This window comes from Thermobifida fusca YX, assembly GCF_000012405.1.
GTDB classification, from domain to species: Bacteria; Actinomycetota; Actinomycetes; order Streptosporangiales; family Streptosporangiaceae; genus Thermobifida; species Thermobifida fusca.
On record NC_007333.1, the window covers coordinates 2,812,367 to 2,837,145 of the forward strand.

Below are 24,779 nucleotides of genomic sequence, written 5' to 3' on the forward strand. Positions count from 1 at the left end.
TCGCTACCTCACGCACTGTTGGGCACTGTCTGCTCAACAATGCCCTGATTCGTGCAGTTGTGCTCTAGTTCTCGTGTCTTTCCACGCCGCCCTCCCGGAGCGCTACTTCGCGGACCGCTTCCGCCACCCGCTGCGCCAGTCCCGGGTGGAAGACGCTGGGGATGATGTAGTGCGGGCTCAATTCTTCTTCGGTGACCACCGCAGCGAGCGCACTCGCGGCAGCCAGCATCATGTCCGGGGTCACCCGGTGGCTCTGCGCGTCCAGCAGGCCGCGGAAGAACCCGGGGAAGACCAGCACGTTGTTGATCTGGTTGGGGTAGTCGCTGCGCCCGGTAGCGACGACGGCGGCGTGCAGGGCAGCGATCTCCGGGTCCACCTCCGGCTCCGGGTTGGCTAGCGCGAAGATGATCGCGTCCTCGTTCATCTCCGCGATCTCCTCCCCGGAGAGCAGGTTGGGCGCCGACACCCCGATGAAGACGTCGGCTCCGCGCACCGCGCCCGCCAGGTCGCCCGCATAGCCGTCCGGGTTGGTGTGCTCGGCGATCCACCGCAGGTTGGCGTCGAGGTCGCCCCGCCCCTGGTGGACAGCGCCGTGGACGTCGCAGACGACCACGTCTTTCGCTCCGGCGTGGAGCAGCAGTTTGAGGATCGCGGTCCCTGCCGCACCAGCGCCCGACATCGCGATGCGCACACTGCCGAGCTCCTTGCCGACCACGCGCAGCGCGTTCTTGAGCGCGGCCAGCACCACGATCGCGGTGCCGTGCTGGTCGTCGTGGAACACCGGGATGTCCAGCAGCTCCCGCAGCCGGGCCTCTACTTCAAAGCAGCGGGGAGCAGAAATATCTTCCAGGTTGATACCGCCGAACCCCGGAGCGATGAGCTGCACGGCGCGCACGATCTCATCGGTGTCCTGGGTGTCCAAAGCGATCGGCCAGGCATCGATGTCGGCGAACCGTTTGAATAGGGCTGCTTTGCCTTCCATGACCGGCAGTGCCGCTTCGGGGCCGATATTGCCCAGGCCGAGCACCGCTGAACCGTCGGTGACCACGGCCACGCTGTTGCGTTTGACGGTGAGGCGTCGGGCATCCTCCGGGTTGGCCGCGATTGCCGCGGAGACCCGGGCCACCCCGGGGGTGTAGGCCATGGAGAGCTCGTCGCGGTTGCGCAGCGGCACCTTCGACCGCATCTCGATCTTGCCGCCCAGGTGCATGAGGAACGTGCGGTCGCTGACCTTGTGGACGGTGACGCCCTCGACCGCGTCCAAGGCTTCGACGATCGCCTGGGCGTGGTTGGTGTCGCGGGCCGCGCAGGTGACGTCGATACGCAGCCGCTCGCGCCCAGAGGAGTTCACGTCGAGCGCGGTGACGGCACCGCCCACACGTTCCACGGCATTGGTGAGGCTGCTCACAGCGCTAGCGCGTCCGTCGATCTCCAGACGGACCGTGATCGAATACGAGACGCTGGGAAGGCTGGCCACGGGAAACTCCTCGTTGTGTCTCAGGGTCGACCGTGCGGACAGGTCGCTACCAGGGGGGATCGGCCCGTGCGGAGGGCTGCAGCGACCACTGGCCGAGGCGGGAGGCGAGCACGCGGGACGGAGGACTGGCGTGGGATCCGGATGAGCGTGGTGCGGGCGCCGGATCAGACAGGAGTGTCCGTTCGGCCTCGGTGTGCTTCCGCGCGCTCTCGTGCCAGACGTTCGATGATATCGACACACGTCGAGTGCGCGATCACCGTCGTGTCCAAGACCACCTGGTAGTGCTTGGGGTCAGCAGGGTCGGTCCGATAGAAGCGCCGGACATAGGCGCTGCGCGCCCGGTCGTTGGCGTCGAGGTCGCGCAGTGTAGGGGGACGCCACGGTCCGGGGTCCGCTTCTCCCCGGTGGAGTGCTTCGAACCGTGCCGCCTCGCGCAGTGCGACCGCTTGCCGGAGCCGCCGCTCCCTGGGCCCGTCGAGCCGGACGTGGAGCGCAGTGGGATGGTCGGCGAGGACCAGCGCTCCGGCCCGGCCGAGAATCACCCCGCCGCTCTGCCCGACCGCCGTGATCACCCGTTCCGTGTGCGCCACGAACTCCTGGTCGTAGAGGACTTTGCCTTCGGCGGTGGTGGGACCCAGCAGGACCGGGTCAACGCCGCTGAAGGTGACACTGGGGAACCGTGCCGCGCTGACCAGGAGCCGTTCCAGGCCGACCGGGGCGCGGTCGTCGTATTCGAGAGCCTCCGCCAGGGGACAACCCAGCCGTTCCGCGACCTCCTCAGGGATCGCCCGGTCCAGGAAAGGGACACCCAGCCGTTCCGCTACCGCGGGTCCGATCACACTTCCCGCGGCACCGTAGGTCGCGGAGATCGTCACCACGGGAGCCATCGCAGACCGCCTTCCATTGGATTTATGGGGTTTTTACCCCGTGGAAGGCTGCTTAGCCGGGGACCGTAGCACCGGTCCCCGGAATCCGGGCCGGGCGTGGTTTAAAAGAGCGCGGACGTCAGATTGCGCCGCGCCTTGGCAACCCTCGGGTCTCCTGCCGGAAGCATCTCGAACAGGCCGAGCAGGTGCTTGCGCGCCCGGTCCCGATCGTCGTCACTGGTCCGGCGGACGGTTGCCACCAGCCGGTCGAAAGCGTCCTCGACGTTTCCGGCGTACATGTCGAGGTCGGCGACCGCGCACTGGGCTGCCACGTCAGTGGGATTGTCGGCCGCCTGCTGGCGGACCTTTTTGACGTCGAGGTCACGCACCCGGGCCAGCAGTCGCACCTGGGCGAGGCCCATCGTGTAGTCCGCGTTGCGCGGGTCTTTTTCCAACGCCTCGGTGTAGGCGGCCTCTGCCGCGGCGAAGTCGCCGCGCTGCACTGCCTCAGCGGCCTTCGCCTGCACAGGGTTGTGCTTGGGCTGCTGCTCTGCGGGCTGGGCTGGGCCGACACCGGTGAAGTTCTGCGGCAGCACCCCCTGTTGCCGCAACGCGGAAAAGACTTGGGTGAGCAGGTCACGCGCCTGGTTCTCGTTGATCGCCCCCACCGCGATCGGCTGAATCTGGCCGCCCAGGGCGAGGTAGAGTGCGGGCACCGCCTGGGCACGCAGGGCCTGGGTCAACTGCGGGCTGACCCCGGTGTCGATCTTCGCCAGCAGCCACTGCCCCTGGGATTCGGCAACCAGTTTGTCCAGCGCCTGCTCGGTCTGTTTGGACTCTCCTGACCACCCCGCCAGGAGCACCAGCACAACAGGAACCTGGAGGGACCGTTCCAGGACCTCGCGCTGGAAGTTCTCCTCGGTGACGTCCACGGCGTAAGGATTGGTGTTCCCCGCCTCCGCCGCGGCCTGTCGTTGAGCCTCACGTTCAAGGGCCGCTTTGCGCGCGCCGAGATCGACCGCGCCGTACGTGGAGAATTCCGAAGGCTGCATACCTCCATCCTGCCGTATCCGTGCCGACCGCGGTGAATCTCGCCCCCGTTACCGGTGCGTGCCGTACCTAACTTTCAGCGCGGAAGTCTCCGTAGTTCACCCGCAGTTTCCGGAAAACGGTGTAGATCTCCCACAGCTCTTCGTCGCTGTAGCAGCCCAGGCCGAACTCCATGTCGAGCAGGTCGCGGGTGGCCCGTTCCACGACCTCGCGGCCGGCGTCGGTGATCTCGGCGAGAGTGCCGCGCCCGTCGCGGGGATTGGGTCGGCGCCGGACGAACCCCTGGCGCTCCAGGCGGTCGATGGTGTTGGTGACACTGGTGGGATGCACCATGAGCCGCTCGCCGATCTTGCCGAGCGGCAGCGCGCCAGTGGAGCTGAACGTGAGAAGAACCAGCGCTTCGTAGCGGGCGAAGGTCAGTTCGTACGGCTTCAGCACAGCATCAAGCTGTCCGAGGAGAAGCTGCTGTGCTCGCATGATCGAGGTCACAGCCGCCATGGCTGGGGACTTCCCCCAGCGGGCAGCCCAGTTGTCGTGTGCGCGCTCGATCGGGTCGAACGGGAGGTTCAGCGGGTTTCCCACACGGGACACTCTAGCGACCCCCGTGCTGCGCCCTGGCAGGGGTGCTGCGAGGCCGCTGCCCGGAAGCGCGGGGCAGTCCGGGCAGCGGCAGGAGCCGTCAGGAGGCGGGCACCGACAGCAGGAGGGCGTCGCCCTGCCCGCCGCCGCCGCACAGGCCTGCGGCACCCAGTCCACCGCCGCGGCGGCGCAGCTCGTGGACGAGGTGCAGCACGATCCGTGCCCCCGACATGCCGACCGGGTGGCCTAGCGCGATCGCTCCGCCGTTGACGTTGACGATGTCCTCGCTGACGCCCAGCTCGCGCATGGACTGGATGGCCACGCTGGCGAACGCCTCGTTGATCTCGACGAGGTCGAGGTCAGCGACATCCCGTCCCGCTTTGGCCAGCGCGTGCTTGATCGCGTTCGCCGGCTGGCAGTGCAGGGAGTTGTCCGGGCCTGCGACGTTGCCGTGCGCCTGGATCTCCGCGAGGATCTCGCATCCCAGCTCTTCTGCTTTCGTCCGGCTCATCACCACGACCGCGCACGCGCCATCGGAGATCTGGGAGGAGGATCCAGCGGTGATCGTGCCGTCCGGGTCGAACGCGGGGCGCAGCCGGGCCAGGGCTTCCACAGTGGTGTCGGGGCGCACCCCTTCGTCGGTGTCGACGATCGTGGGGTCGCCTTTCCGCCGCGGTACTTCGACGGGGACGATCTCGTCTTTGAACAGTCCCGCTTCGATAGCGGCGGCGGCCCGCTGGTGGGAGCGCGCCGCGAACGCGTCCTGCTCTTCCCGGGTCATGCCGTGGCGGGCGTTGTACCGCTCCGTGGACAGGCCCATGGACACGTGGTCGAAAGCGTCGGTCAGGGCGTCGTGGGCGGTGGCGTCGAGGACCTCGATGGAGCCGTACTTGTAGCCGTGGCGGGCTTTGGGGAGGACGTGCGGGGCATTCGTCATGGATTCCATTCCGCCGGCCACGACCACGTCGAATTCCCCGGCGGTAATGAGCTGATCAGCCAAGGCGATCGCGTCGAGGCCGGAGAGGCAGACTTTGTTGATGGTGAGCGAAGGCACGCTCATGGGGATTCCGGCTTTGACGGAGGCCTGCCGTGAGGGGATCTGCCCCTGGCCGGCCTGCAGGACCTGGCCCATGATGACGTAGTCCACCTGGTCACCGGAGATCCCTGCCCGCTGCAGGGCAGCTTTGATCGCTATCGCCCCCAGGTCCACGGCGGCGAAACCGGAGAGTGCTCCGAGGAGCTTTCCGATGGGGGTGCGTGCGCCGCCGACAATGACCGATCCAGGCATGTGTCCCAGCCCTCCTTGTTCCGTCCCTCACCTGGTCTGTCACGATACAGACAGCCGCGCCCAACGGGCTGAGGGAGGTAGGACGTTGTTCACTCGCATCGACCACATCGGTATCGCCTGCCGGAATCTCGACGAAGCCATCCGCTTCTACCGGGAGACCTACGGCTTTGAGGTGACCCACGAGGAGGTCAACGAAGAGCAGGGGGTCCGGGAGGCGATGCTGCGGATCAACGGGACGGACGACGGCGGGGCGAGCTACCTGCAGCTCCTGGAGCCGATCTGCGACGACTCTCCGGTCGCGAAGTTCCTGGAGCGCCACGGGGAGGGCGTGCACCACATCGCGTTCGGCACCGCGGACGTGGCGGAGGCCGCTGCGACGGTCCGGGAACGCGGTGTCCGTGTACTCTACGAAACTCCGCGCAACGGCTCGATGGGATCGTTGATCACTTTCTTGCACCCGAAAGACTGTGGCGGGGTGCTCACTGAATTGGTTCAGGCGCGGACGGACGGTGCTCCGTCGGCAGAGTAACCGGCGGTGAAAAACAGCCACCCGGTTCCGCGAGAACAATCACCCTCCGGAACTGGGTGGATACTCAAGCATGCACGGAGTGACCAAAAACTTCGGTTCTCTCCCAAACCACCTCCCGTGAGCGTCATGACTTGATAAAGTCTCCTAGCCGCCTTTTCATCGTCGGCGGGTGCTGTTCCAACCCAGGCGGTCCATGTCTTCGTTTTCTGGTGGGCACAAAACGCCAGTTCGTTAGACAATCAACACAATCCCATAGCATTGCGGTGAACTCACCGCACTATCCGCTGTCGCGGAGTAGGCTCCGGTCCGGAGAGCTATCTTCGCGCCAGGCAGCGCAGACACGGCTCCAGCCGAACGCTGCGACGTTCGCCTCGCCGAAACGAAGACATCCGTCCGTAATGTAGCCGTCTCGTCACCTGTTCAGGATTCCGCCACATGTCGTCCGATATTGACGCCCAGCTCAGTAATTTTTTCGATGAAAACAACCCGGAGACGGAGTTCGACATTGTCCTGCGCGGCTACGACCGTACCCAGGTCAACGAGTATCTCGCTCAACTCCGTCAGGAAGGCCGCCAGGCCCGTGAAGAGGCTGAGAAGCTTCGCAAGGAGCTAGCTGAAGCGAAGCGCCAGCTCCAGGAGCAGGAGCGGCCCACCTATTCCGGTCTCGGTGCCCGCATCGAGCAGTTGCTGCGTCTGGCCGAGGAGCAGGCCACGGAGCTCGTGCAGGACGCTCGGGCCAAGGCTAACGACATCAAGGTGGCCGCCAAGGTGGAGGCCGCTGAGATGCGCGCCGCGGCCGAGAACGAAGCCACCGAGCTGCGTACCACCGCGCAGCGCGAAGCCGACGAGCTGCGTCAGTCCGCCGAGCGGGAGGCGGAAGAGATCCGCACCTCTGCGCAGCGCGAAGCCGACGAGCTGACCGCCGCCACGGAGCGCGAAGTCCAGAAGAAGCGCGCCGCCGTGGACCACGAGATCGCGGAGAAGCGCGCCACCTTCGAGGGTGAGATCGCCAAGCTGCGCACCACGACCGAGCGGGAGTGCGCCCAGGCCCGTGCCGCTGCCAAGCGGGAGCGGGACGAGATGATCCAGGCCGCGAAGCGCCAGGCCGACGAGATGCGGTCGCAGGCGCAGCGGGCCCTGGAGGAGAGCGAAGCCCGGCGCGCCCAGGAAGAAGCCGAGTTCGAGATCCAGCTTGCTGCCCGCCGGGAGGAAGCCGAGCGGCAGGACGCCGAGCGGCTGGCCGCTGCACAGGCCGCCACGCAGAAGCTGGTCGCCGAGGCTGAAGAGCGGGCCGCGAGCGCCGAGCAGCGGGCCGCCAAGGCCAGCGCGCAGGCCGAGCAGACCCGCCGCGATGCGGAGCAGCACGCCAAGCAGGTGGTGGCCAACGCGAAGAAGCAGGCCGAGCAGATTACCTCGGAGGCCAAGTCCAAGGCCCAGCACATGGTCAGCGACGCCAAGGCCGAGGCCGAGCGGATTCTGACCAAGGCCCGCCAGGAGGTCGACGAGCTGACCCGCCAGCGCGACAGCATCCAGTCGCACCTGCAGCAGCTGCGGCAGCTGCTGGGTGGCGGCGGTGGCGCCTTCCCCGCTCCTGCTCCCCCCGCCCCGGAGCCCGCAGCGATCGAGTCGAACAACGGCCAGGAGTCCGGTCAGAAGCAACCGGTTGCTGCGTCGAGCAGCAAGGGCAGCGCCGAGGACGAGGACTGGTGGCAGGAGTAGTCTTCGCGGGTAGCGCGAGCAGCCTGCAGTAGTTGGGGCCCGGTCCGCTGGACCGGGCCCTGACGTTTGTGCGGTGTCGACCCCCGGATGCGGCGCGGTCCGTGGCTAAAGCAGGGTGTCTTTCTCGTAGGGGCCGTCCCATTCGGTGGGCAGGGGGTACGCCTGGGGGGCGACCCGTTTGACGATCTCGTTGAGCACAATGCGCACGTACGGCTCCCCCACCCACAGGTGCCTGGCGTTGGGGACGCCGATCACCTCGGCGTGCGGCACGCGGGCGAAGCGCTTACGCGCCTCGTCGGGGCGCAGGTAGTCGTCGTATTCCGGGACAAGCGCGACCAGGGGACGGCCGAACTCCGCCCAGGCGTCCAAGTCGGCGTCGGTAGCGCGGTGCAGGGGCGGGGACAGCAGGATCGCTCCTTGCACGGCGGGGTCGTGCCCCCATTTGAGGGCGAGTTCGGTGCCGAACGACCAGCCCACCAGCCAAGGTTCGGGCAGGTCTTCGAACTCGGTGAATTCGATGGCCGCGGCAACGTCGTAGCGTTCGGCCTCCCCGTCGCCGAACTCTCCTTCACTAGTGCCGTGCCGGGAGGTGGTGCCTCGAGTGTTGAACCGCAGTACCGCGATGTCGGCGAGGGCGGGCAGCCGGTAGGACGCTTTGCGGATCACGTGACTGTCCATCATCCCCTCGGCGGTGGGGAGGGGGTGAAGGAAGATGATGGTCGCTACCGGGTCGTTGTCCTGGGGAAGGGCGAGTTCGCCGACGAGCGCCAGCCCGTCCGCGGTGTGCAGGGTGATGGGGCGCCGCCGGGCGGGGAGCACGGTGCTCGCACGGATCTCCATAGTTCCTCACCAGTGGGTGTGCCTGGAGTCTAAAGTCCTGGATAGTGCCGGGAGTAGCGGACTGTCCGGTGGGTGCGCCGCTCCCAGCAGGAACTGTGCCAGTGTCGGCGGTCCTCCCCGTCACCGAACGCAGCCCACGCCACCACGTGCGGCATGCCCGGCGGTATCTGCTGGGCGCAGCCCGGGCAGCGGTAGGTCTTGACCGCGGCTGAGCCGCTGATCCGGCGGACCGCCCACTCCCCGTCAGGGCCGCTCTCGTATCGCTCTCCGCCGGTGATGCGGTTGATCAGTGCGGACTCGTCGTCGCGGGTCCGGTCGTTCTTTTTTCTGCGACGGGGTCTGTTACGGCGCGGACTCACATGTGACAGCTTAAGAGGTCCGGCGTGGGCAGGAGCGGCGGGACGGCCGGGCAAAGCCCGGCTGTGGTCGCCGAGGGCTTTCCCGCGGGCCGTCCCGGGGTGCGGCCGGTCAGGACCGGAGCGTGTCCTTCCCTTGCTTGGCCAGCATGGTGAGCAGCGGAGCGGTGTCATCGGTGAAGAGTCCTGCCGCGGCCAGCTCCGCCAAGGTCTCGGTGACGTTCTTCACGCCGCGTTCGTCGAGCATGGCGGCGAGACCCTTGGGGTAGCCGCAGCCCAGCCGCATCGCGGTGTCCACGTCGTCGGCGGTAGCGTACCCGTCGCCGATCATGCGGGCCGCGTCGTTGAGGTGCGGGACCAGCAGGAGGTCGGCGAGGCTGATCTGCCCTGGGCCGTCACCGACGAGCTGGGCCAGCGGTGCGGTCGGCTCCGGTTCCGCGGGGTTGTCGGCGCCGGAGTAGTCGTAGAATCCGCGTCCGCTCTTGCGGCCGAGCAGGCCCGCGGCCACCATGCGGCGCAGCAGCGGGGCCGCCGCGTAGCGGGGGCGGCGGAATTCGTCCCACAGGACGTCCATGACGTCGAGGAGCACGTCCAGGCCGACGAGATCCATCAAGGTGAGCGGCCCCATGGGGAATCCTGCCGCGCTGGTGATGGCGGCGTCGATCTGCTCCCGGGTGGCCAGGCCCTGCTCATAGACGGCGACGGCGTGGTTGAGGTACGGCACGAGCAGCGCGTTGGCCACAAACCCGGCCCGGTCGCCGACCGCTACCGGGGTCTTGCCCAGCCGGGTGACGACCTGGGTCGCTGTCTCGCGCACGTGGGGTTCGGTGACGACCGTGGTGACGATTTCGACGAGCCGCATCACCGGTGCAGGGTTGAAGAAGTGCAGCCCGATGACTTTTCCTGGGCGGCTGGTGAGTGCGGCGATTTCGGTGACGGACAGCGAGGACGTGTTGGTCGCCAGGATCGCGGCGGGCGGCAGGATGCGGTCCAGGTCTGCAAAGACAGAGCGTTTGATGTCGAGGCGCTCCGGGACTGCCTCCACAGCGAGGTGCGCGTCGGCGAGGTCGTCGCGGGATGTGGTGAATGTGACGCGTCCGAGGATGGCGCGTTGCTCGTCTTCAGTGAGTTTGCCTTTGGCGACGGCTTTGGCCAGGGATTTCTCCAGGTGTGTCCGGCCGCGTTCCAGGGCGGCGTCGTCGATTTCGACCCCGGTGACGGTGAAGCCCGCACGGGCGAACACTTCGACGATGCCGGCGCCCATCGTGCCGAGCCCGACCACTCCAACCTTGTTGATTTCCTCCACCATGGCCACCACCCTAGACGGGGCGGTTTCCGCTGTTCGCCGGGCCTCCCCGGTTCACGGGAGGCCCGGGTACCGATGCGGGGCGCGGCTCAGCAGTCGACCAGTTCCGGCGACTGGTTGAGGAGTTGGGCACGGGGCGTGATGAAGTCCTGGTAGGCGGTTTCCGCGTCGGGGCGGAACAGGGCGACTTTGTGGCAGTTCTGGAAGGCCAGGCGCAGTCCGAAGTGCCGTTGGACGGCGCCGCGCATCGCGTCGCTGGCGAGCAGCCGCAGGAGTTGCCCGCGTTCTTTTTCGCCTGGCGGCGGGACTTCGTTGGCCGCGTAGTCGAGGCGGTCGGTGGCGATCTGCTCGGCGAGCCGGGTGATGACGTCCCAGGCGTAGGGGAGTGACTCCCGGATGCAGGCGATGAACTCGTCGTCGGTGACCGGGCCGCGGCGGGCCTTGTCGAGGAGTTCGGGTGAGACCGTGAGCGACATGGTGTCCCCTTTCTGACAGGTCCGGGGGTGGTGCTGCGGCGGAGCGTCCTGCTCTGCTCACGTTCCGCTCCCCCAGTGCGACGTTAGGTCTCGTTTCTCCGAGCGTCATGCGGCAGCGGAGTGAGACCTTGCTTACCGTAATTGAAAATGGTTTTCATTATCAACCCGGTTGGGGCATCCCGCGCCACTCGATCCCGCAGAACCGGTAGCGTGCTCTTCGTGCGTCTCGTTATCGCCCGTTGCAGTGTTGACTACGTCGGCAGGCTCACCGCCCACCTGCCTATGGCGCCCCGCCTGATCCTCATAAAGGCAGACGGGTCGGTGTCCATCCACGCCGACGACCGCGCTTACAAACCCCTGAACTGGATGAACCCCCCGTGCACCCTGCGGGAGCAGCCCGGCGAGGACGGCAACCCCACCGTGTGGACGGTCACCCACGCCAAGTCGGGGGAGAAGCTCGTGCTGACCATCGAGGAGATCCTCCACGACAGCACCCACGAGCTCGGCGTAGACCCCGGCCTGCAGAAAGACGGAGTCGAGGCCCACCTCCAAGAACTCCTCGCCGAACACATCACGACCCTCGGCGAGGGCTACACCCTGATCCGCCGCGAATACCCCACCGCGATCGGGCCAGTGGACATCCTGTGCCGCGACGGCAACGGCACGACCGTCGCGGTGGAGATCAAACGGCGCGGCGAGATCGACGGGGTCGAACAGTTGACCCGCTACCTCGAACTCCTCAACCGCGACCCTACGCTCCGCCCGGTGCGCGGCATCTTCGCCGCCCAGGAAATCCGGCCTCAGGCCCGGGTCCTCGCCGCTGACCGTGGCATCACCTGTGTCACCCTGGACTACGACGCGCTCCGCGGGATCGAACCCGACGAGATGCGGCTGTTCTAGCCGCGACCGTCTCCGGGCGGTCCCGCTGGGCCGCCCGGAGAACCCGGGGGAAAATCAGGGCGTTCCCTGAGCGGAACACGGATCCGCCCCGTCCAGCGGGGAACTAAGCTCTCCGCTATGAGCGACTCTTCCCTGCCCGACCGAGGTGACCTTCGCGCCTCTGACGCCGACCGCGACCGGGCCGCGGCGCGGCTGCGCGAGGCACTGGCTGAAGGGCGGCTTACCCCCGACGAGCACTCCGAACGGCTCGATGCGGTCTACCGCGCCAAAACGCTCGGCGACCTCGCCCCGCTCCTCCGCGACCTGCCGGAGACCTCCGAGTCGCCCGACCTCTCCTTCCGCTCGCCTCGCCCGGTCTACGGACGGGAGCGTGTCGTCACCACCAACCCGGACGGCATCTTCTCCTTCGCACTCATGGGGGCGGCGGAACGGAGCGGTCAGTGGACTGTTGCCCGCACCTACCAGGCGCTGGCAGTGATGGGTGGAGTCGAACTGGACCTGCGGGAAGCCCGGTTCACCTCCCCGCACACCACGATCGTCGCCAACGCACTCATGGGCGCGGTCCAGATCATCGTCCCCGACGACATCGAAGTCCGGGTCAACGGTGTAGGGATCATGGGGGCCTACGAAGCCAAAGGCGGTGCCCCCGCCAGCGTCCTGGAACCGGGAGCCCCGGTGGTGCGGATCGTCGGGGTAGCGCTGATGGGCGCCGTCGAAGTAGTCCGCAAACGCCGCAAACACCAGAAAAAGGAAAAAGGCTCTGACCGCGACGACTGAACAGCCCTTTCCTGCTTCCGCCAAGGTCTGACACCGCAGCCGCCCCGTCGTGACCGCAGGCGGCTGCGGACAGCCTCGCACCGCCGCGCCCCGCACGCGGATCCGCCCTCTCCGGCACCCAGTCCGCTTCCCGTCGGGATTCGACAGCGCGACCAGCGCTTTTCTACGCGACACCGGAATGCCCCTTGCTCACCGTCCTCATTCAGTGACAAGCTGCATCCGTCACTGCTTACTTTCTGCGCCTATCCCACCACCCCGGGGATAGGCGCCCGTCAGGAGGATGAGCGTGTCTACACCACCCAGCCCCCCTGTGCACAGACGCACCAGATCGCGCCTGTCCCTCATCGCCGCCGCTACCACGCTCGCGGCGCTGAGCCTCTGCCCTCCCGCCGCTGCATTCCCGATCCCTGTCGCCGACGCGGAACTGCCTGACCTGGTCACGGTCGACGCCATCCGCACCCACCTGCAGAACCTGGAGACCATCGCCGCCTACAACGGCGGAAACCGGGCCACCGGCACCCCCGGCTACGACGTGACTGCACAGTACGTCACCGACCAGCTACGCCGCGCCGGTTACACGGTCACCCGCGACCACTACTCGTTTAAGCAGTGGGTGGAGCACAGCGACCCGGTCCTCACCCAGACCGCACCCCAACACCGGGAGTTCACCCCCGGCGACGACTTCCTGAGCATGGCCTACTCGGGTGCTGGAGACGTGACCGCGCCCGCCGTCCCCGTGGATGCCACCGGAGCCGACAGCGGCTGCGAGGACGCGGACTTCGCCGACTTCCCCGCCGGAGCGATCGCCATCCTCAAACGAGGGACCTGCACCTTCGAAGAGAAGGCGGCCCGCGCCGCCGACGCCGGAGCCGTCGGTGCGGTGATCTTCAACCACGGGGACACCCCCAACGACACCGGCCCCATCAACGGGACGGTGAGCAACCCCGCCGCGATCCCGGTTGTCGGCGCCTCCACCGAGGTCGGTGAAGCACTCCTCGCCGCAGGGGACGGCCTCGAACTGCACCTCAAAGTCGACGCGAGCGTGGAGGAGGCCCACTCCTACAACCTCATCGCGGAAACCCGGGGCGGCGACCGGAACAACGTGGTGGTGGTCGGCGCCCACCTCGACAGCGTGGCCGAAGGGCCGGGAACGAACGACAACGGCAGCGGGGTCGCCACGGTCCTGGAAATCGCCAAACAGTTGAACCGGCTCGGCACCCCCCGCAACAAGGTGCGCTTCGCCTTCTGGGGCAGCGAAGAATCCGGGCTCATCGGCTCCACCTCGTATGTGGAGCGGCTCTCCGAGAAAGAACGCGAACGGATCGCGCTCTACCTGAACTTCGACATGCTGGGGTCCAGCAACTATGCCCGGCTCATCTACGACGGCCGCAATGAACTGCCCGGCTCTGTCCCTGCACCCTCAGGGTCAGCGGCGATCCAGAAAGTGTTCGAAGACTACTTCACCGCCCGCGGCCTGGCCGCAGAGCCCACCGAGTTCAGCGGTCGCTCCGACTACCGGGCGTTCATGCTGGCCGGAATCCCGTCCGGTGGCTTGTTCAGCGGCGCGGACGGCACCAAGACCGCGGAACAGGCTGCCCGCTACGGCGGTACCGCTGGGGAGCAGTTCGACCCCTACTACCACACTGCCGACGACACCCTCGCCCACATCAACTGGGCGAGCATCGACGAACTCTCCGACGGCGCCGCCTACGCGGTCGAAGTCTTCGCCGACAGCACCCTGCCGGTGAACGGAGTGGCGCCGCTGCGTGCCCGGACCCTGGCCGAGCCCTCCTTCGACCGCTGCGGCGACCGGTGGGAGCGCTGACCCGCACCTCCCCCACTGGCTGAACACCACCCGGGGCCTGCCACGGCGGGCCCCGGGCCGTATCCGTTCCAGACAGGAACGACCGGGGCGGCCGGTGTCCACTCGTCCCCGCGCCGCCGTGCCGGAAAGCCTGGTGGCTAGGGTGAGTCCATGAAAGAACGCGATATCGACACGCCGGTAGTGCTGTCGAAGATCTACACCCGCACCGGTGACGACGGCACCACCGCGCTGGGTGACAGGAGCCGGGTCCGTAAAACCGACGCACGGCTCGTCGCCTACGCCGATGTAGAGGAAGCCAACGCGGCGATCGGGGTCGCGCTCGCGCTCGGGGACGTCCCCGACGAGGTGCGCACGGTGCTGATGCGCATCCAAAACGAACTGTTCGACCTGGGCGCGGACCTCGCCACCCCGGTCGTGCCCAACCCGGAACACCCCCCGCTGCGGGTGGATGCCTCCTATGTGGCCCGGTTGGAAGCGGACTGCGACCGGTTCAACGCGGACCTCCCCACGCTGCGCAGTTTCGTGCTCCCCGGCGGTTCCCCCGCCGCGGCACTGCTGCACACCGCCCGCGTCGTCACCCGCCGCGCGGAACGGTCCGCGTGGTCGGCGATCGAAACCCACGGGGACTCCGTCAACCCGCTGACCGCCACCTATCTCAACCGGCTCTCCGACCTGCTGTTCATCCTGTGCCGGGTGGTGAACCAAGGCAACGATGTGCTGTGGCGGCCGGGCGGCGACCGCCGCTGACCACCGCACGTTCGTGGCGGTGGCCGAACTCGGCCACCGCCACGAACAAGCACGGCTTACTCGTCGTCGCTGTCCCGCCAGAGGACTCCCGGCGGCAACGATTCCAACCAGGACAGGAAACCCGTCAGGGCGGCGTCGCTCATCGCCAGTTCATAGACCGGCTCCTTGGGGTCGGAGCCGTCCGAGGCGGTCCAGCCCACTTCGACGATCACCAGGTCGTCGGTCAGTTCCCGCAGCTCCTCCCGTTCCGGGGTGCGACGCCCCAGAACGACGAGACCGCGGCGCGGCAGCTCGACTGCCGGCCGCGGCCACAGGGAGAAGATGCGATACCAACGCAGCTCGTCAGTCCCGTACCGGCCGCATCCGATCCGCCACGGGCGGCGTTGGCCGTGCACGGGACGGAGATAGCACTCCACCGCTCCGCCACCGCGTTCCAGGGCGTACCGCCGCACGATGATCGCGACGAGCGCCAGCAGAGCGAGGGCGAGCAGCGAGAAGAACGACCATTCGGCGATGTCGAACCACGTTCCGATGTTCAGCTGCTCCCCCAAGAGTCACCCCGCATACGCGGGAAGCCCCGTCTCATGTCCGCGCTGGTGCCACCGCTGGACCGGTTAGGCGGCCTCCTCAGCCTTGGCGGCCCGCAGCCGGCCCCGCGCCCGAGCGACACGCGCCCGCATCTCGGCGTCGCCGAGTGCCTCGCGCTCAGCGCTCTTCAGCGCGGCACGGGCCCGCTCCACGTCGATCTCCTCGGCCAGCTCGGCGATCTCCGCGAGAATCGAGACCCGGTCGCTCAGCGTCACAGACATGAAGCCGCCGTGAACCGCGGCACGTACTTCACCGGACTCGCGGGCCCCCAGGACCCGCACGACCGACCCGGGCGCGAGCAGCGCCAGCACTGGAACGTGCCCCGGCTGGATACCGATCTCGCCTTCGACCGTCTTGGCGATCACCATGTCGCCCTCGCCCGCCCACAGTTCCCGTTCGGGCGTGACGAGCTCAACAAAGAGCTTCTTCGACACTGCCATCTCTCCTCAGCCCGAGGGCCGCTCCACCGGGGAGGAGCAGCAGTCCGCCGCTCCTCCCCGTGCTCGCTAGCTCTGCAGCTTCTTCGCCTTCTCGACGGCCATCTCGATGTTGCCGACGTTCAGGAACGCCTGCTCGGGGAGGTGGTCGTACTCACCGTCGCAGATCGCCTTGAAGGAGGCGATGGTCTCCTCCAGCGGCACGAACACGCCCGGGGTACCGGTGAACTTCTCAGCGACGAACATGTTCTGCGACAGGAAGCGCTCCAGCCGCCGCGCCCGGTGGACGATGATCTTGTCCTCTTCGGACAGCTCGTCGATACCGAGGATGGCGATCTGGTCCTGCAGGTCGTGGTTGCGCTGCAGGATCTCCTTGACGCGCTGCGCCACCTCGTAGTGCTCCTGGCCCACGTACTGCGGGTCGAGGATGCGGGAGGTGGAGGTCAGCGGGTCCACCGCCGGGTAGATACCCTTCTGCGAGATCGGGCGGGAGAGCTCGGTCGTCGCGTCCAGGTGGGCGAAGGTAGTCGCCGGAGCCGGGTCGGTGTAGTCGTCCGCGGGCACGTAGATCGCCTGCATCGAGGTAATCGAGTGGCCGCGGGTCGAGGTAATCCGCTCCTGCAGCAGACCCATCTCGTCAGCGAGGTTCGGCTGGTAACCCACCGCCGAGGGCATACGGCCCAGCAGGGTGGAGACCTCCGAACCCGCCTGCGTGAAGCGGAAGATGTTGTCGATGAACAGAAGCACGTCCTGCTTCTGCACGTCGCGGAAGTACTCCGCCATGGTCAGCGCGGACAGCGCGACCCGCAGACGGGTACCCGGGGGCTCGTCCATCTGCCCGAAGACGAGGGCGGTGTCCGGGAGGACGCCCATCTCCTGCATCTCCAGGAAGAGGTCGGTGCCCTCACGGGTACGCTCGCCCACCCCGGCGAACACGGAGACACCACCGAAGTTGCGGGCGATACGGGTGATCATCTCCTGGATGAGCACCGTCTTGCCGACACCCGCACCACCGAAGAGGCCGATCTTACCGCCGCGCACGTACGGGGTGAGCAGGTCGATGACCTTGATACCGGTGACCAGCATCTCGGTCTTCGCCTCGAGCTGGTCGAAGGCCGGGGCCGGCCGGTGGATCGGCCAGTACTCCTTGACCTGCAGTTCCGACTTCGGGATGTCCTGCGGCTCACCCAGGGCGTTGAACACGTGCCCTTTGACGCCGTCGCCCACCGGAACCCTGATCGGCGCACCGGTGTCGCGCACCTCAGCGCCGCGGACCAGGCCGTCCTGCGGGTTGAGGCTGATGGCGCGGACCAGGTTGTCTCCCAGGTGCTGGGCGACTTCGAGCGTGATGGTCCGGGTCTCCCCGCCGAGGGTGACTTCGGTCTTCAGAGCGTTGTAGATCGGAGGCAGGGAGCCGACGGGAAACTCCACGTCGACGACCGGGCCGATGACCCGGGCGATGCGGCCGGTCACCGTTGTGGGTGCGGCCGTCCCTTCAGCAGTCGCAGTCACTTCTCTTACTCACTCCCCGCGCTGGCAGCAGCAAGTGCGTCGGCGCCGCCGACAATCTCGCTGATCTCGTTGGTGATCTCCGCCTGGCGGGCCTGGTTGGCCTGGCGGGTCAGGGTCTTGACAAGCTCCTCGGCGTTGTCGGTGGCCGCCTTCATCGCGGCGCGGCGCGACGCGTGCTGGGATGCGGCCGACTCGAGGAGGGCGAAGTAGATCCGGTTGGTCACGTACTTCGGAAGCAGCTGGTCCAGCACTTCCTCAGCCCCAGGCTCGAACTCGTAGAGGGGCAGCGGCCCCTGCTCGGCTTCGAGCACCTTGGAGTCGACCTCTTCCACCTCCAGCGGCAGGATCCGGGAAGCCCGGGCCCGCTGGTTGATCATGGAGATGAACTCGGTCGACACGATGTGGATCTCGTCGACGCCGCCCTCCGCGGTCTCCTGGATGAACTTCTCCATCAGGGCCGAGGAGATCTCCATGGCGTGCATGTAGGAGGGGCGCTCAGTGAAGCCCTCCCAGGAGTCCGCCAGGGGACGCTCGCGGAACTTGTAGAAGCCGATGCCCTTGCGCCCCACCATGTAGGTGAGCACCTCTTTGCCCTGCTCGTTGAGGAGCGCAGTGAGGCGTTCGGCTTCCTTGATGGCGTTGGCCGTGTAGGCGCCAGCAAGGCCCTTGTCACTGGTGATGACCAGGACGGCGGCCCGAGTGGGGTTCTCCGCCTCGGTCAGCAGCGGGTGGTCGCTGACCCGAGCGGCCACCGCGGACACCGCCCTGGTGATCTCCCGTGCGTAGGGGGCAGCCGCCTCGGCCGCACGCTGCGCCTTGGTAATGCGCGTTGCGGCGATCAGTTCCATCGCACGGGTGATCTTCGCCATCGACTTCGTCGAGCGGATCCTCCGGCGATAGACACGAAGCTGTGCACCCATGGGCTACTTCCCGCTGGTCTTAGCGACCTTGATGGTCTCCTGGCCGACCTCGGACTCGTCCAGCGCCTCGGCAGGCGCCTCGGTGCCGAGGATGGTGCCGTCGCTGGTCTGGAAGGTCTTCTTGAACTCCTTGATCGCGTCAGTGAGCGCCTCAGCGGTGTCGTCCCCGAAGTCCTCCGTCTCCCGGATAACGTCGAGGATCTTGCTGTGCTCACGGCGCAGGTAGGCGAGGAACTCCGACTCGAAGCGCCGGATGTCCTCGACCGGAACGTCGTCCAAGTGCCCGGTGGTACCAGCCCAGATGGAGACGACCTCCTCCTCCATCGGGAAGGGGGAGTACTGGCCCTGCTTGAGCAGCTCCATGAGGCGGGCACCCCGCTCCAGCTGCGCCTTGGAGGCCGCGTCCAGGTCCGAACCGAAGGCGGCGAACGCCTCCAGGTCGCGGTACTGGGCCAGACCCACGCGCAGGGAGCCGACCACCTTCTTCATGGCCTTGGTCTGCGCGGCGCCACCGACACGGGACACCGAGATACCGACGTTGATCGCCGGCCGCTGTCCCTGGTTGAACAGGTCGGACTCCAGGAAGACCTGACCGTCGGTAATGGAGATGACGTTGGTCGGAATGTAGGCCGACACGTCGTTGGCCTTGGTCTCGATGATCGGCAGACCCGTCAGCGAGCCGGCGCCCATCTCGTCGGAGAGCTTCGCGCAGCGCTCCAGCAGCCGCGAGTGCAGGTAGAAGACGTCACCGGGGTAGGCCTCACGGCCCGGCGGGCGGCGCAGCAGCAGCGAGACCGCGCGGTAGGCCTCGGCCTGCTTGGTCAGGTCGTCGAAGACGATGAGGACGTGCTTGCCCTGGTACATCCAGTGCTGGCCGATGGCCGAGCCGGTGTAGGGCGCGATGTACTTGAAGCCCGCGGGGTCGGAGGCGGGCGAGGCCACGATGGTGGTGTACTCCATCGCTCCGGCCTCTTCCAGCGCGGCGCGCACACCGGCGATGGTGGAGCCCTTCTGGCCCACCGCGACGTAGATGCAGCGCACCTGCTTGTTGGGGTCGCCCGACTCCCAGTTGGCCTTCTGGTTGATGATCGTGTCGATGCAGACCGCGGTCTTTCCGGTCTGCCGGTCACCAATGATCAACTGGCGCTGGCCGCGACCGATCGGGGTCAGGGCGTCGATCGCCTTGATACCGGTCTGCAGCGGCTCGTGAACCGGCTTGCGCTGCATGACCGTGGCAGCCTGGAGTTCGAGCTCGCGACGCTCGGTCGTCTCGATTTCGCCCTTGCCGTCGATCGGCCGGCCCAGGGGGTCGACTACTCGGCCCAGGTAGGCGTCGCCTACCGGGACGGACAAGACCTGTCCGGTCCGCCGCACTGTCTGGCCTTCTGCGATGTTGGTGAAGTCACCGAGGACGACGACACCGATCTCGCCGATCTCCAGGTTCTGCGCAATGCCCTGGGTGCCGTCCTCGAACTCCAGCAGCTCGTTCGCCATCGCAGAGGGAAGGCCACTGACGCGGGCGATGCCGTCACCGGAGTAGGTGACGGTTCCGATCTCCTCGCGTGCGGCGGCGTCAGGCTCGTACGACTGGACGAAGCGCTGCAGCGCGTCCCGGATCTCCTCCGGTCGGATCGTCAGCTCCGCCATCTCACGTATGTCCTTGCTCTCGTTGGCGCCGCAGGTGCGGCGCCGTGCGTCTTGCGTTCGTGCGTCGTCGCGTCAGCCGGCCAGGCGTCGCCGAACTTCGGCGATACGCCCCGCGATGGTGCCGTCGATGACCTCGTCGCCCACGCGGATGGAGAGTCCACCCACGATCTCCGGCGTGATCTCGATGTTCAGGTGGATGTCCCGCCCGTAGATTCGGGTGAGCGCGGCCTGCAGTCGAGACTGCTGTGCTTCGCTCAGCGGAACCGCGGCCCGTACCACGGCGATGTAGTGCTTGGCCCGCTCGGCCACCAGCTGACTGAAATGCTCGAGACCCTGTTCCAGGGTACGTCCTCGAGGCCGGGTGACAGCCTCGGTGACCAAGGTCAGCGTCGCTGTGCTGACCTTGCCCGAGAGCAGGTTCTCCACCAGGGTGCGCTTGTGCTCGATAGAGGCGCCGTCCGTGGTCAGCGCGGCGCGGAGTTCGGGCTGACCCGCGACGATCCGGCCAAACCGGAACAGCTCGTCCTCGACGCCCTCGAGTTCGCGGGCGCTGGCGTGCTCAGCGACCGTCGCCAGTACAGCGGCCTGTTCGACCGCGTCGACCAGGTCGCGCGGCCGGGACCACTGCGCCCGGACGACGTCGCTGACCACGAGGAGGGTTGCCGGGGACACCTTCGTCTCGAGAAGGCTGTTGACCAGCTCGGACTTGCTGTCCGGGGAGCCGGCGGGGTCCGCCAGCCAGCGGCGCAGGGAGTGCTCCTGGTCCAGCAGGGCCACGACCTCGAAGAGCTCGTGGCCCAACGTGGCTGTGTTGGCGGACGGCAGGATGTCGTCGAGGCGCCGGATCACCTCAGTCAAAGAGGTACGGCTGACACCTTGCATCAACGCACCTCTGCCTGCTGATTAGCCCCGCTTTCCAGTTCAGCGAGGAACCGGTCGATGACCCGGCTCTGCGCGGCGGGGTCAGAGAGGGTTTCTCCGACGATCCGAGCTGCCAGGTCCGCGGAGAGCGCCCCGATCTCGGCCCGCAACTGCGCCATGGCCTGCTGCCGGTCGGCCTCGATCTGAGCGTGAGCCGCCTCGATGATGCGTCGCGCCTCGGCCTGGGCCTCCTCGCGCGCCTCAGCGATGATGGCGGCGCTCTGCTCGCTGGCCTTCTGCAGCTCGGCCGCGTAGGACCGGTGTGCTTCCTCCAGCTTCTCCTGGAACTGCTGACGCAGCTCCTCGGCTTCCGCCTCTGCCTTCTTCGCCCGTTCGATGCCGCCTTCAATGGCGTCGGCGCGCTCGTCGAGCATCTTCGTGACCCGCGGCACCGCGTAGCGGTACACCAGTGCGAAGATCACGGCGAAGGCGATGAGGCCGAAGACGAGTTCGTCGATGTGAATGCGTAGAACGTTCTCTTCGGCGGCCAGGCCCAACATGGTCAGCGCCCCTTCACGCTTGGTTGCCTACTTCCTTCGCCGGTTCGCTTTAGCCAAGGGCGAAAGCGAGAACGAAGCCCAGCAGGGCGAGCGCCTCGATCAGGGCGAAGCCGATGTAAATGTTGGTCTGCAGCGGACCACGGGCCTCGGGCTGGCGGGCGATGGCCTGCATGCCCAGACCGAAGACGATACCCACACCGATACCGGCACCGATGACGCTGATGCCGTAACCGATGACGTTCAGGCTGCCTTCCATTTCTTCTCCTTGTTGAGGATCGTGACCACAGGGCCAGATGGGTTGTCGTGTCCTCCGGGCGGAGGCACGAAAACTGTCGAGTCAGGGATCCGGACCGCTCCCACCGGTCCTAGTGCGCTTCCTGAGCCTGGCCGATGTAGAGGGCGGCCAGCAGGGTGAACACAAAGGCCTGCAGGAACATGATCACCAGCTCGAAAGCGGTGAAGATGATGAACGCGAGCAGCGCCGATCCCGAGAACAGCACCGAGATCGTGCCGTAGAGCGGTCCTGCCGACGGGTTGAACATGTACCAGCCGCCCGCAGCGAACGTCGCCAGCAGGAGGTGACCGGCGAACATCGTCGCAAACAGTCGGATGGCGTGCGTCGCGGGGCGGATGATGAAGTTCGAGAGGATCTCAATGGGTACCAGCAACGGAAGGATCCACGCCGGCGCTCCTGAGGGGACCACGGCGCTCTTGAAGTAGCGGCCGAAGCCGTGGGTGCGGATACCCACTGCGATGAAGGTGATGTAGACGACCGCGGCAAGGCCGACCGGGTAGGACAGGTTACTGGTGACCGGCAACTGCAGGAAGGGAATGAGCCCCATGATGTTCATCGCGAAGATGAACAGGAAGAGGGAGACCAGCAGCGGCAGGTACCGGTCGCCCTTCACTCCGATCATGGGCCGCGAGATCTGGTCCCGGATGAAGAGGACGACGATCTCGAAGATGCTCTGCTTCCGGCTGGGGACGATGGCCAGCTTGCGCGTGGTCCACCACAGGAAGAACGCCACTAGGGCCGTGGCGACGACGAGCAGCACCGCGTACTTGGTGATGCCGCTCGTGTAGGGAAGCGCCTCGCTGTAGTCGCCCCAGGACCAGGGGGAGGGAAAGAAGATCCCGACGGAGGGGGCCTCAAAGCCGGGTCCTCCCGGCGTGAACAGACCACCACCGCCCTCGGCAGCGAGGTTGAGCGTGTCAGCACTCACGGCGAACCCTTCCGTCGTGAATCAAGAGGTTCTGTTCAGTCTTGAGCGGACCGGTAATGGCGGTCAGCACGGGTTCTTCCGCCCGTTGCGGTCGGTTCCGTGAACGGAGGGTGAACCCGGTGGAGTGGATCGTTATTTGGAACGAGCGTGAAGCCTGACGAAAACCATGTACAACGCCAGCCCCAGGCCGAGCAGGATACCGATGGGCAGGAAGAGCGCATCGTGATCCGTTAATCGGTCCAGCAGCCACCCCGCCCCGCCCCACACGACCATGCCGGATATGAGCAGGGAGACGATGGTGACTCCGTCGACCGAGGTCTCGGAGGGTTCCGGGGAGCTTTCGTCCGGTTTCCGCGGCTCGCTCATCCCGTCGCTCCGGAACATAGCAGGTTGTCGTGGTCATCCGCACAACAGGGGGCGAGTACTGGGATCCGTGCCGTGCCACACGCATCACGTGCTCTCATGCCGGGACTCCAGGCCGGAGGCGACGCTCGGCTCCGGATCGACGTGCAAGGTCTTGGATGTGGCCAGCACCCGGACGTGACCACCCAGCCAGGCGATCACGCACAGCAGCGAAGTCACGGCGAAGGCGGTGGTATCGATCCAGGCAGGGTCGATGGTGCGCAGCGCCAGGAGTGCCGCCGCCAGGATCAGCGCCTTGATCAGGAAGGCGCCCAGAGTGGCCGGCATGAACAGGTTCGGGTCGCGGCGGCTGAGCCGGGCCACCGCCCATCCCGAAACCCCGAAGAAGGCAAGGACCAGTAGCAGCGCACAGAGTGCGCCGAGCACACCAACCGTGCCTGAGAACACGAGGAAGGCAGCGGTGCTGCCGCCTCCGACCACCAGGGTGGGAATCGCGGCGCCGCGGAGAACCTTGGCGTCGTGTTCCAGCATGCGTGAACTCCGGTGTTGGCTGTGGGTGCTTGCTCGTGAAAGCTATCACAAGGTTTCACCACGCTTTTCCATGGGCACCTTGAGATGCCGCCCGCCGTTGCCGGAAACACTCGCGACACGACACTCTGCTCTCGAAAACCGGGCTCCTTCTCCCAGCCCTTTCCTCCAGGGTTCAATCCCGGTTCACGGCCCCTTACCGGACGCCCCGCTGGTCAAGTGCAGTGCGTCACTTTTTTTCGGCGGAGTTGCTGCCGTCCGTGGCGGTCGCAAGGCGGGTTTTGGCGCGCAGCAGAGCCCGCCGACGCAGCCGCGGCAGTGTGATGAGCCCCACCGCACAAATTGCTACCAATGTGGTAACGCTCAGGACAATCGCGGGGGCGTCGAAGATCGACAGCGATACGGCGGCAAACGAGATGATCGCCGCCCACAGGTACATCAGCAGCACGGCGCGGGCATGCGAGTGGCCGAGCTCCAGCAACCGGTGGTGCAGGTGCTTCTTGTCCGGGGCGAACGGAGACTTGCCGGCCAGGGTGCGCCGCACCACCGCGAGCACCAGGTCGGCCAGGGGAAGGGCGAGGGCCAGCAGCGGCAGCAGGATCGGCAGGAAGGACACGAGGCCGCTGGAGTCGAAGTGGACGACCGCGTTGGCCTGGAATTCGCCGGTCACAGTGATGGTGATTGACGCCAGCAGCAGGCCGATCAGCATCGACCCGGTGTCGCCCATGAACACGCGCGCGGGGTTGAAGTTGTGGATGAGGAACCCCGTGCAGACCCCCACCAGGATGATCGCGATCATGGCGGGATAGGACTGGCGGTCGAACCCCTGGTCGACCGCGACCACGTAGTAGTAGGTGAAGAAGGCCGCGGCCGCGATCGCGACAATGCCCGAGGCCAAGCCGTCGAGGCCGTCAGCGAAGTTGATCGCGTTGATCGTGACCACGATCAGCAGCACGGACAGGAGGGTGCCCAGCTCCGGTCCGAGGACCAGCGTGGTCCCGGGCAACGGCAGCCACAGCAGCTGGACCCCTTGGGAGACGAGGATGCCCGCGGCCACGATCTGGCCGGCGAGTTTCGGCACCGGGGCCATCCCCCACCGGTCGTCGATGATTCCGATCACGACGATCAACGCGCCCGCCACCAGCAGGCCGCGCCACCACGTCTGGTCGAAGAACACTTCACGCAGGTGGGGCAGTTGCGCTGAGATCAGCAGTGCGGCAGCGAAACCGCCGTACATGGCGAGACCGCCCATGCGCGGAATGGGCTCGGTGTGCACGTCCCGGTCGCGGATCGGCGGGACTGCTCCGAAAGCGATTGCGGCACTGCGGACGAGTGGGGTCAGCAGGTGGGTGACCGCCACAGCGATAACGAAGGTGAGCGCGTACTCACGCACGGCGTTGCGGGG

General features: G+C 67.0%; 27 protein-coding genes. 6 read left to right on the forward strand and 21 right to left on the reverse strand.

What is annotated here, in order from left to right:
* Window positions 1–64: 64 nt before the first annotated feature.
* From TFU_RS11875 to TFU_RS11895, 5 genes are all read right to left on the reverse strand, one after another.
* A complete protein-coding gene (locus tag TFU_RS11875; protein WP_011292813.1) occupies window positions 65–1,477 on the reverse strand; it encodes an NAD-dependent malic enzyme in 1,413 nt (470 codons plus the stop codon).
* 164 nt (window positions 1,478–1,641) lie between these two features.
* On the reverse strand, window positions 1,642–2,364 hold the full coding sequence (locus TFU_RS11880) for an AAA family ATPase (RefSeq protein WP_011292814.1): 723 nt from the start codon (window positions 2,362–2,364) through the stop codon (window positions 1,642–1,644).
* 101 nt (window positions 2,365–2,465) lie between these two features.
* Window positions 2,466–3,395 (reverse strand): tetratricopeptide repeat protein, encoded by a 930-nt coding sequence (locus TFU_RS11885; protein ID WP_011292815.1) that lies wholly within the window; start codon window positions 3,393–3,395, stop codon window positions 2,466–2,468.
* Between the two features lie 67 nt (window positions 3,396–3,462).
* A complete protein-coding gene (locus tag TFU_RS11890) occupies window positions 3,463–3,975 on the reverse strand; it encodes a MarR family winged helix-turn-helix transcriptional regulator (protein ID WP_016189113.1) in 513 nt (170 codons plus the stop codon).
* A gap of 97 nt (window positions 3,976–4,072) precedes the next feature.
* On the reverse strand, window positions 4,073–5,260 hold the full coding sequence (locus tag TFU_RS11895; protein ID WP_011292817.1) for an acetyl-CoA C-acetyltransferase: 1,188 nt from the start codon (window positions 5,258–5,260) through the stop codon (window positions 4,073–4,075).
* 85 nt (window positions 5,261–5,345) lie between these two features.
* Between TFU_RS11895 and mce the strand changes: the two genes are divergently transcribed.
* Both mce and TFU_RS11905 read left to right on the forward strand, forming a co-directional pair.
* Entirely contained in the window at window positions 5,346–5,789 is a 444-nt protein-coding gene (gene mce, locus TFU_RS11900) for a methylmalonyl-CoA epimerase (RefSeq protein WP_011292818.1), read from the forward strand.
* Between the two features lie 435 nt (window positions 5,790–6,224).
* Window positions 6,225–7,508 carry a DivIVA domain-containing protein gene (locus tag TFU_RS11905; protein WP_011292819.1) on the forward strand — a complete coding sequence of 428 codons (1,284 nt, stop codon included), beginning with the start codon at window positions 6,225–6,227 and terminating at the stop codon, window positions 7,506–7,508.
* Between the two features lie 105 nt (window positions 7,509–7,613).
* Here TFU_RS11905 and TFU_RS11910 read toward each other — a convergent pair whose 3' ends face one another.
* The 4 genes from TFU_RS11910 to TFU_RS11925 all read right to left on the reverse strand — a co-directional run bounded on the left by TFU_RS11910 (window position 7,614) and on the right by TFU_RS11925 (window position 10,486).
* Window positions 7,614–8,348 (reverse strand): alpha/beta hydrolase, encoded by a 735-nt coding sequence (locus tag TFU_RS11910; RefSeq protein WP_011292820.1) that lies wholly within the window; start codon window positions 8,346–8,348, stop codon window positions 7,614–7,616.
* 29 nt (window positions 8,349–8,377) lie between these two features.
* Window positions 8,378–8,707 carry a hypothetical protein gene (locus tag TFU_RS11915; RefSeq protein ID WP_011292821.1) on the reverse strand — a complete coding sequence of 110 codons (330 nt, stop codon included), beginning with the start codon at window positions 8,705–8,707 and terminating at the stop codon, window positions 8,378–8,380.
* Window positions 8,708–8,816: 109 nt separating this feature from the next.
* Window positions 8,817–10,013: a 3-hydroxyacyl-CoA dehydrogenase gene (locus TFU_RS11920; RefSeq protein ID WP_011292822.1), complete on the reverse strand. Its 1,197-nt coding sequence runs from the start codon at window positions 10,011–10,013 to the stop codon at window positions 8,817–8,819.
* Window positions 10,014–10,099: 86 nt separating this feature from the next.
* Window positions 10,100–10,486, reverse strand: coding sequence for an SCO5389 family protein (locus TFU_RS11925; RefSeq protein ID WP_011292823.1), 387 nt, complete (start codon window positions 10,484–10,486; stop codon window positions 10,100–10,102).
* A gap of 219 nt (window positions 10,487–10,705) precedes the next feature.
* On the opposite strand from TFU_RS11925, the gene nucS reads away from it, so the two are divergent.
* The 4 genes from nucS to TFU_RS11945 all read left to right on the forward strand — a co-directional run bounded on the left by nucS (window position 10,706) and on the right by TFU_RS11945 (window position 14,735).
* Window positions 10,706–11,386 carry an endonuclease NucS gene (gene nucS / locus TFU_RS11930; protein WP_016189118.1) on the forward strand — a complete coding sequence of 227 codons (681 nt, stop codon included), beginning with the start codon at window positions 10,706–10,708 and terminating at the stop codon, window positions 11,384–11,386.
* Between the two features lie 117 nt (window positions 11,387–11,503).
* On the forward strand, window positions 11,504–12,163 hold the full coding sequence (locus TFU_RS11935) for a DUF1707 SHOCT-like domain-containing protein (protein WP_011292825.1): 660 nt from the start codon (window positions 11,504–11,506) through the stop codon (window positions 12,161–12,163).
* A gap of 280 nt (window positions 12,164–12,443) precedes the next feature.
* The gene (locus TFU_RS11940; RefSeq protein WP_049754971.1) at window positions 12,444–13,988 is read left to right on the forward strand and encodes a M20/M25/M40 family metallo-hydrolase; all 1,545 of its coding nucleotides are present in this window, start codon (window positions 12,444–12,446) and stop codon (window positions 13,986–13,988) included.
* A gap of 150 nt (window positions 13,989–14,138) precedes the next feature.
* Window positions 14,139–14,735 carry a cob(I)yrinic acid a,c-diamide adenosyltransferase gene (locus TFU_RS11945; RefSeq protein WP_011292827.1) on the forward strand — a complete coding sequence of 199 codons (597 nt, stop codon included), beginning with the start codon at window positions 14,139–14,141 and terminating at the stop codon, window positions 14,733–14,735.
* Window positions 14,736–14,791: 56 nt separating this feature from the next.
* Here the strand turns inward: TFU_RS11945 and TFU_RS11950 are convergent, their stop codons facing one another.
* From TFU_RS11950 to TFU_RS12005, 12 genes are all read right to left on the reverse strand, one after another.
* Window positions 14,792–15,286, reverse strand: a complete 495-nt coding sequence (locus tag TFU_RS11950) for a DUF2550 domain-containing protein (RefSeq protein WP_011292828.1) — start codon at window positions 15,284–15,286, stop codon at window positions 14,792–14,794.
* Window positions 15,287–15,349: 63 nt separating this feature from the next.
* Window positions 15,350–15,757, reverse strand: a complete 408-nt coding sequence (locus TFU_RS11955) for a F0F1 ATP synthase subunit epsilon (RefSeq protein WP_016189120.1) — start codon at window positions 15,755–15,757, stop codon at window positions 15,350–15,352.
* A gap of 72 nt (window positions 15,758–15,829) precedes the next feature.
* A complete protein-coding gene (gene atpD / locus TFU_RS11960; RefSeq protein WP_011292830.1) occupies window positions 15,830–17,272 on the reverse strand; it encodes a F0F1 ATP synthase subunit beta in 1,443 nt (480 codons plus the stop codon).
* 5 nt (window positions 17,273–17,277) lie between these two features.
* A complete protein-coding gene (locus TFU_RS11965; RefSeq protein ID WP_011292831.1) occupies window positions 17,278–18,192 on the reverse strand; it encodes a F0F1 ATP synthase subunit gamma in 915 nt (304 codons plus the stop codon).
* 3 nt (window positions 18,193–18,195) lie between these two features.
* Window positions 18,196–19,839, reverse strand: coding sequence for a F0F1 ATP synthase subunit alpha (gene atpA / locus TFU_RS11970; protein ID WP_011292832.1), 1,644 nt, complete (start codon window positions 19,837–19,839; stop codon window positions 18,196–18,198).
* A 72-nt stretch (window positions 19,840–19,911) separates the two neighbouring features.
* Window positions 19,912–20,721 carry a F0F1 ATP synthase subunit delta gene (locus tag TFU_RS11975; protein WP_011292833.1) on the reverse strand — a complete coding sequence of 270 codons (810 nt, stop codon included), beginning with the start codon at window positions 20,719–20,721 and terminating at the stop codon, window positions 19,912–19,914.
* Window positions 20,721–21,260 (reverse strand): F0F1 ATP synthase subunit B, encoded by a 540-nt coding sequence (locus tag TFU_RS11980; protein ID WP_011292834.1) that lies wholly within the window; start codon window positions 21,258–21,260, stop codon window positions 20,721–20,723. Before TFU_RS11980 ends, TFU_RS11975 begins: the two co-directional genes overlap by 1 nt.
* A 49-nt stretch (window positions 21,261–21,309) precedes the next feature.
* On the reverse strand, window positions 21,310–21,516 hold the full coding sequence (gene atpE, locus TFU_RS11985; RefSeq protein WP_011292835.1) for an ATP synthase F0 subunit C: 207 nt from the start codon (window positions 21,514–21,516) through the stop codon (window positions 21,310–21,312).
* A gap of 109 nt (window positions 21,517–21,625) precedes the next feature.
* A complete protein-coding gene (gene atpB, locus TFU_RS11990; protein ID WP_011292836.1) occupies window positions 21,626–22,483 on the reverse strand; it encodes a F0F1 ATP synthase subunit A in 858 nt (285 codons plus the stop codon).
* A 132-nt stretch (window positions 22,484–22,615) separates the two neighbouring features.
* Complete coding sequence (locus tag TFU_RS11995) at window positions 22,616–22,849, reverse strand: AtpZ/AtpI family protein (protein ID WP_011292837.1); 234 nt, start codon at window positions 22,847–22,849, stop codon at window positions 22,616–22,618.
* An 84-nt stretch (window positions 22,850–22,933) separates the two neighbouring features.
* Window positions 22,934–23,377 (reverse strand): hypothetical protein, encoded by a 444-nt coding sequence (locus tag TFU_RS12000; protein WP_011292838.1) that lies wholly within the window; start codon window positions 23,375–23,377, stop codon window positions 22,934–22,936.
* A 226-nt stretch (window positions 23,378–23,603) separates the two neighbouring features.
* Window positions 23,604–24,767 carry an MraY family glycosyltransferase gene (locus TFU_RS12005; protein WP_011292839.1) on the reverse strand — a complete coding sequence of 388 codons (1,164 nt, stop codon included), beginning with the start codon at window positions 24,765–24,767 and terminating at the stop codon, window positions 23,604–23,606.
* Window positions 24,768–24,779 lie beyond the last annotated feature (12 nt).